The sequence below is a fragment of the Micromonospora phytophila genome, assembly GCF_023656545.1.
Classification (GTDB): Bacteria; Actinomycetota; Actinomycetes; order Mycobacteriales; family Micromonosporaceae; genus Micromonospora; species Micromonospora phytophila.
In genome coordinates this window covers 1-6663 of the sequence record NZ_JAMOKF010000309.1, presented here as the reverse complement: position 1 = coordinate 6663, position 6663 = coordinate 1, and the positions used below count along the sequence as shown (strand labels likewise).

The window sequence follows — 6663 nt, the reverse complement described above, 5'->3', positions numbered from 1 at the left end:
GGCCGGGTCTGGCAGTCGCCGCCCCGGGCCGGCATCGCGACCAGCGTGCTGCTGCGGCCCGGCGAGGCCGTCGCCGACCGCGGCTGGTCGCCGGCGCCTCCGACCGGGTACGGCTGGCTGCCGCTGCTGGCCGGGGTGGCGCTGGTGGAGGCGGTGGCCCTGCTGGCCGAGCTGGACGCCGGTCTGAAGTGGCCGAACGACCTGCTGATCGGCGACGCGAAGTGCGCCGGGATCCTCGCCGAGGCGGTGCCGGGGCCCTCGCCGGCCCAGCCGCCCGCCATCGTGCTCGGCATCGGTCTGAACGTGACGCTGCGCGCCGACGAGCTGCCGGAGAACCTGACCGGGCTGCCGGCCACCTCGCTGCAACTGGCCGGCGCGGCGGCCACCGACCGGGATCCACTGCTGCGGGCGCTGCTGCGGTCGGTCGCCGAGTGGTACGACCGTTGGCGCGCGGTCGGCGGGGACGCGGTCGCCTGTGGCCTGCGCGAGGCCTACCTGGCCGTCTGCACGACCATCGGGCGCGAGGTACGCGTGCTGCTCCCCGGCGGGGAGGAGCTGACCGGCACCGCAACCGGTGTCGACCCCGACGGCCAGCTCCTGCTCGCCACCGCCGCCGGCGAGCGCCCCCTGGCCGCCGGCGACGTTCTCCACCTTCGCTGACCCCCACCCCGTCCCCGCGTCGATCTTGCACTTGCTGCCCGGGCGAAGGGGACGAAAGCCGTGGATCGGCGGCCGAAACTGCAAGATCGCGGGGAAGGGCCGCCGCGCGGCTGATCCCGGGGGGAGGGGCGACCGGTTACCGTCAGCGCGTCCGTTTCTGCGAGGAGGTTCCCGTGGCGTTCCCCGATGACGTGCTCACCGAGGACGAGCATGTCGTGCTGCACCTGCACCCGCACTGGAAGGCGCTGATCCGGCCGGTCGTGGTGCTGGTGCTCGCCGTCGCGGCGGTGGTGGCCGGAGTGGTCCTGCTGCCGTCCGGCGCCGGCGGGTCGATCGCCCTCGCGGTGATCGCCGGGCTCGCCCTGGTGCTGGTGCTCTGGCTGGCGCTCTGGCCGTTTCTGGTCTGGCGGAGCACCCACTACCTGTTCACCGACGAGCGGGTCCTGCTCCAGCAGGGGGTGCTCTCCCGGGACCGGCGGGACATCCCGCTCACCCGGATCAACGACCACGCGATGAACCAGCGGTTCGTCGAGCGGCTGCTCGGCTGCGGCACCCTGACCATCGAGTCGGCCGGCGAGCGTGGCCAGTCGGTCCTGCACGACGTCCCCGGGGTGGGCCAGGTCCAGACGAGGCTCTACGAACTCGTCGAGGCCCACCACGACAAGCACTCCCTCGGTGAGGGCGAGATGCGCGACATCCTGGCCGACATGAACGAGGGAAAGCCGCTGCGCGACCCCACCGCCTGAGCTGTCAGCGGCGGGGGGTGCGGCGCGTGGTCGTCGGCTGGAGCTCGGCGGCCAGCTCGGCCTCCAGCTCCTGGTCGAGGGAGCCGCCGACGCCTGCGTCCAGCGGCACCGGACGGCCCTGGGCGGGCGCGCCCGGTGGGCCGAGCGCGGGCGCCGGCGCGGGCCCGCCCCGCGCGCCGGCCGGTGGCGACTGGGCCTCCTCCAGCTCGGAGACCGACTCGGCCAGCTCCGCCACCGGGTCCATCTCGGCCATCGTGTCCCACTCGTCGCGCGGGATGCTGTGCCAGGTCTCCCGGGCGTGGGCGGGCGCGGGCTGGAAGACGAAGGTCCGGTACGACCAGAACCGGAAGAGCGTGGCGAGCAGCACGCCGACGGTCTTGGCCACGTTGAGCGCCAGCAGGCCGGTCACGCCGAGGCCGTACTTGGCGGCGGCCAGCACGCCCAACTCGATGAGCAGGCCCGCACCGTTGAAGAGGAAAAACAGGGCATACTCGCGCCGCATCGCCGATTTCGGGCGGTCCCGGTACGTCCAGTGACGATTCATCAGATATGACGTGATCGTCGCCACGATCGTGGCGATGACCGTCGCCTTCAACTGGCCGTCGACAAAGACCGTGAGTGCCAGCGCATTGAACACCGCGTAATTGATGATGGTGTTGATGCCGCCGACGATCCCGAATTTGAGCGCCTCGTGGATGAACTTCTGCCAGCGCTCAGGCAGGAGACGGACAAGACGCATGCGGAACACCTTAGGGCAGTGGGCGGAGCCGGGCGGCTCCGGCTGGACGGGATGGGCGGCAGGTCACGCCCGGTGGTCTCGGTCGTGCGTCACTTCCGGAACGGGTGGGGTTCCCGCCTCCACAAAGACGAACCGCCGGTAGGACCAGAACCGGAAGAGCGTACCCAGCCCGGTGCCGACGATGAAGCTGGCGATGTTGTCGGCCAGCGGGGTCTGGAACACCTCGGGCCAGACGCTGCCCAGCCCGTAGCGGCTGATCGCCAGGCAGGCCACCGCGATCCCGAGGCCCACCCCGTTGAAGAAGAAGAACAGCGCGTACTCGCGGGCCGGGTTGGAACGCTTGCGGTGTCGCCACGTCCAGAACCGGTTGCCGATGAACGCGAAGGACGCCGCGATCACCGTCGAGATGGTCTTCGCGGTGACCTGCTCCACGCCGCGCACGCTCGTCATGTAGTTGAAGAGCGCGAAGTCGATGAGGAAGGCGATGCCGCCCACGGTCGCGAACTTGCTCATCTCGCGGATGAGATGGCCGAACCGGTCGAGCAGTGAGTGGACCAGACCCGGGCGGGTCTGCCGGGAGCCTGGCTCCCCGGTCATCGTCGCGGCCACAGGGCCGAGCGTACCGGCTGGGGACACCCCACACGGGTAGCAACGACCAGCCTCCCCCGCGGGTACGTCCCGGGTGAGCGGAGCGTAACCAGCCGGCCCGGAATCCCGGACCGGTTTCCGGGTATCTCCCCCACAGCCGTGGCGGTCGGACGGACGGCCGTCGGTCGACGGTTCCCTACAGGATTTGCGTGAAACTGCGCGCGAAAGCGGGTATTAGCTCGTGATGCCGCAGCGTGGCCGTACCTTGTGCAGTTCTTCACAACCAGTACCACTGACTCGCGAGGTCCTCCGGTTTACGCTGAGCCCAATCCCAGGTTTCCACGAAGGCGACGCATCGCGCCGCTGAGACTCGTGCATCCCATAGATAGGTCAGCGTCGACCACAAGGAGATGTGTCATGGTTGCTCCGGCTACCGTTCGGGGTATCGATCAGGCCCCGACGTCCCACCCCAAACTGCTCGCCTGGGTCCGTGAGGTCGCCGAACTGACCACCCCCGACCGGGTGGTCTGGGTGGACGGGTCCGACGAGGAGTGGCGTCGCCTTACCGACGAGCTGGTCGAGGCCGGCACCCTGATCCGGCTCAACCCGGAGAAGAAGCCCAACTCCTTCTACGCGCGGACGGACCCGACGGACGTCGCCCGGGTCGAGGAGCGCACCTACATCTGCTCTGTCGACGAGGCGGACGCCGGCCCCACCAACAACTGGATGGCGCCGGCCGAGATGAAGCGGACGATGACGGAGCTCTACCGCGGCTCGATGCGCGGCCGGACGATGTACGTCATCCCGTTCTGCATGGGTCCGGTCGAGGCCGAGAGCCCGATGTTCGGTGTCGAGATCACCGACAGCCCGTACGTGGTGGCCTCGATGCGGATCATGACCCGGATGGGCGCCAAGGTCCTGGAGGCCATGGGCGACGACGCGGACTTCGTCCACGCGCTGCACTCGATCGGCGCCCCACTCGCCCCCGGCCAGCAGGACGTGGCGTGGCCGTGCAACGAGACGAAGTACATCTCGCACTTCCCGGAGAGCCGCGAGATCTGGTCGTTCGGCTCCGGCTACGGCGGCAACTCGCTGCTCGGCAAGAAGTGCTACTCGCTGCGCATCGCCAGCGTGATGGGGCGCGATGAGGGCTGGCTCGCCGAGCACATGCTGATCCTCAAGATCACCTCGCCGGAGGGCCGGGTCTACCACGTCGCCGGCGCGTTCCCGTCCGCCTGCGGCAAGACCAACCTCGCCATGCTGGAGCCGACCATCCCGGGCTGGAAGGTCGAGACGATCGGCGACGACATCGCCTGGATGCGCTTCGGCGAGGACGGCCGCCTCTACGCGGTCAACCCGGAGTACGGCCTCTTCGGCGTCGCGCCGGGCACCGACTGGAAGACCAACGCCAACGCGATGCGCACGCTCGACCGCGGCAACTCCATCTTCACCAACGTGGCCCTCACCGACGACGGGGACATCTGGTGGGAGGGCATGGGCGAGCCGCCGGCGCACCTGATCGACTGGAAGGGCAACGACTGGACGCCGGAGAGCGACAGCCTCTCCTCGCACGCGAACAGCCGGTTCTGCACCCCGATCACCCAGTGCCCGATCCTCGCCGAGGACTACTACAACCCCAACGGCGTGCCGATCGACGCGATCCTCTTCGGTGGCCGTCGCCGGGACACCATCCCGCTGGTGACCGAGGCCCGCGACTGGGTGCACGGCGTCTACATGGGTGCCACGCTCTCCTCGGAGACCACCGCCGCCGCCTCCGGAGCGGTCGGTGTCGTCCGCCGCGACCCGATGGCGATGCTGCCCTTCATCGGCTACCACGCCGGCGACTACTTCCGGCACTGGATCGAGATGGGCAAGGGCGCCGACGGCGACGAGTCGAAGCTGCCCAAGATCTACTACGTGAACTGGTTCCGCAAGGACGCCGACGGCAACTTCCTCTGGCCGGGCTTCGGCGAGAACTCGCGCGTGCTCAAGTGGGTCATCGAGCGGATCGAGGGCCGCGCCGACGCCGTCGAGACCCCGATCGGCATGGTCCCGACGCAGGACGCGCTGGACGTCGAGGGCCTCGACATGACCCCGGAGGACGTCCGGATCGCCCTGAAGGTCGACCCGGAGGAGTGGCGCAACGAGCTTCCGCTGGTCACCGAGTGGTTCGAGAAGTTTGGCGACAAGCTGCCGGGTGTCCTCTGGGCCGAGCTGGACGCGCTGCGCGCCCGGCTCGACGCGCAGCAGCCGCAGCGCTGACGGCAGGTGTGACCGACACCCGATCCGGGCATCATCTGAATTCATGAGGACGGCCGCCGCGACCCAGGTCCGGCGGCCGTCCGCCGTCCGGGCGCTGACCACGCTGCTCGCGCTGACCGCGGCGGCCACCGTCGTGGTCGAGCTGCTCAACTGGTGGTACGCCCCGGAGCAGGGCTTCGGGCTCGCGGTGCGGACCGGCTGGGCGATGCTGCGCTCGCTCGGCTTCCTGCTGCTGATCGGGCAGGTCGACCGGGGCCGGACCGCAGCGCGTCCGTTCGGTCTCATCCTCGCCGTCACCACCCTCTTCGCGGTGGGCCGGATCATCGTGCCCCGGCAGGGGGTGCCGCCGTTGCCGGGCCTGCTCGGCTTCGCCCTGCTCTCCTTGCTCTGCGCGGCCGTCGTCTGGCTGCTCTACCGCTCGCCCGCCGTCGCCGCCCACCTGACCCAGCACCGTCCCCGGCTGGTGATCGACGCGCAGGGCATCTCCTGGCGGGAGACCCCGCCACGTCGCCCCGAGGTGAGCGGTTGGCTGCTCACCAGCCGGGTCGCCGCGTTTACCTACAGCCCGCTGATGCTGGTCCCTTCCCTGGTGGCGGCCGGGGCCGTCCTGGACGACCGGCTGGCCGCCGTGCCCGCCGTGCTGTTCTGGTTCGGCGCCGGGATCGTAACCAGCTACGCGGTGCTCTTCTGCACCGCCTTCCTGATGCGCGGTCGGCGCTGGGCACGCACCCTCCTGGTGGCGGTCACCCTCGTCGTGCTCGCCGTGGACCTGCCCCTCTGCTCGTGGCTGCTCGGCCCGGACGGCCTGGTCCGCGACGGCGGCCCGCTAGTCGCCGCCGCCGCCCTGACGCTGTACGGCCTCTGGCGCGCCAGGGCCGCCGACCGCTCCCCGCCGGCCTGACCCCCCGAGGCCGGCCTCCCACCCGTCAGGCCCGGGGTGCTGCCCGTCAGGGCTGAGGTGCCGTGAGGTGCCGCCCGTCAGGGCTGAGGTGCCGTGGGGTGCTGCCCGTCAGGGCTGAGGTGCTGCCCGAGCCCGAGCCAGGTGCGACGGAGCCGCCCGGGCAGCGCCGGTCCGGACACCCTGGCGCGCGCCCTTTGCTCTGCACCCACCGGCGCACCGGCCACGAAGCGTGACCGGTGCACGGGTGGGTGCAGAGCAAAGGGCTTTCGGGAGTGGTTCGGTGCCCCCTGTCGAAGGCCGGAGGCGACACCCGGTGGGGTTACACCGCCAGCAGCGGGTGGCGGATCGGCGATCGTGAGCATCCGCGGGGCAGGATGGCGGGAGGGAACGTCGGTCAGGTGCCCGCGCTGCGACAGCGGGGGAACGGCACGAGCGGGACCCGGACGAGCGGGAGTCGTCGTGAGCGGCGCCCGGACGAGCGGGAGTCGGCACGTGTGGCGCCCGGACGAGCGGGAGTCGGCGGGCGGCGCCCGGCACGGCGGGCGGGTCGTCGGGTCGGCGCGAGACCGGTGACCAGGGCAGGGGAGGGCGGCGTGGGCGACGAGTTCGACGTGGTGGTGGTGGGGGCCGGTCCGGCGGGGTCGGCCGCCGCGCTGGCGGCCCGGCGGGCGGGCGCGCGGGTGCTGCTGCTGGACCGGGCCGACTTCCCCCGGGACAAGGCGTGCGGGGACGGCATCGCGGCGCACGCGCTGGACGTCCTCGACGAG

7 protein-coding genes are annotated in these 6663 nt (G+C 71.2%); 5 read left to right on the top strand and 2 right to left on the bottom strand.

The genetic code is table 11. From position 1 onward, the window contains the following. The coding region (locus tag NCC78_RS25700) for a biotin--[acetyl-CoA-carboxylase] ligase (protein ID WP_250797665.1) at positions 1–660 on the top strand (660 nt) is incomplete at its 5' end. A 173-nt stretch (positions 661–833) separates the two neighbouring features. Further along, positions 834–1406: a PH domain-containing protein gene (locus NCC78_RS25695; protein ID WP_250797664.1), complete on the top strand. Its 573-nt coding sequence runs from the start codon at positions 834–836 to the stop codon at positions 1404–1406. A 4-nt stretch (positions 1407–1410) separates the two neighbouring features. Here NCC78_RS25695 and NCC78_RS25690 read toward each other — a convergent pair whose 3' ends face one another. Next, positions 1411–2145 carry a GtrA family protein gene (locus NCC78_RS25690; RefSeq protein ID WP_250797662.1) on the bottom strand — a complete coding sequence of 245 codons (735 nt, stop codon included), beginning with the start codon at positions 2143–2145 and terminating at the stop codon, positions 1411–1413. 63 nt (positions 2146–2208) lie between these two features. Next, positions 2209–2742, bottom strand: coding sequence for a GtrA family protein (locus NCC78_RS25685; RefSeq protein WP_308220952.1), 534 nt, complete (start codon positions 2740–2742; stop codon positions 2209–2211). Between the two features lie 408 nt (positions 2743–3150). Between NCC78_RS25685 and NCC78_RS25680 the strand changes: the two genes are divergently transcribed. The 3 genes from NCC78_RS25680 to NCC78_RS25670 all read left to right on the top strand — a co-directional run. Next, complete coding sequence (locus NCC78_RS25680) at positions 3151–4995, top strand: phosphoenolpyruvate carboxykinase (GTP) (protein ID WP_250797659.1); 1845 nt, start codon at positions 3151–3153, stop codon at positions 4993–4995. A 43-nt stretch (positions 4996–5038) separates the two neighbouring features. Next, positions 5039–5896, top strand: coding sequence for a hypothetical protein (locus tag NCC78_RS25675; RefSeq protein ID WP_250797658.1), 858 nt, complete (start codon positions 5039–5041; stop codon positions 5894–5896). 569 nt (positions 5897–6465) lie between these two features. Continuing rightward, on the top strand, positions 6466–6663 hold a 198-nt coding region (locus NCC78_RS25670; RefSeq protein WP_372495205.1), incomplete at its 3' end, for an FAD-dependent oxidoreductase.

Bases quoted from the DNA above. Each gene is read 5' to 3' on its own strand.
- NCC78_RS25690 (WP_250797662.1), bottom strand. From the start codon at position 2,145: ATGCGTCTTGTCCGTCTCCTGCCTGAGCGCTGGCAGAAGTTCATCCAC.
- NCC78_RS25685 (WP_308220952.1), bottom strand. From the start codon at position 2,742: ATGACCGGGGAGCCAGGCTCCCGGCAGACCCGCCCGGGTCTGGTCCAC.
- NCC78_RS25680 (WP_250797659.1), top strand. From the start codon at position 3,151: ATGGTTGCTCCGGCTACCGTTCGGGGTATCGATCAGGCCCCGACGTCC.
- NCC78_RS25675 (WP_250797658.1), top strand. From the start codon at position 5,039: ATGAGGACGGCCGCCGCGACCCAGGTCCGGCGGCCGTCCGCCGTCCGG.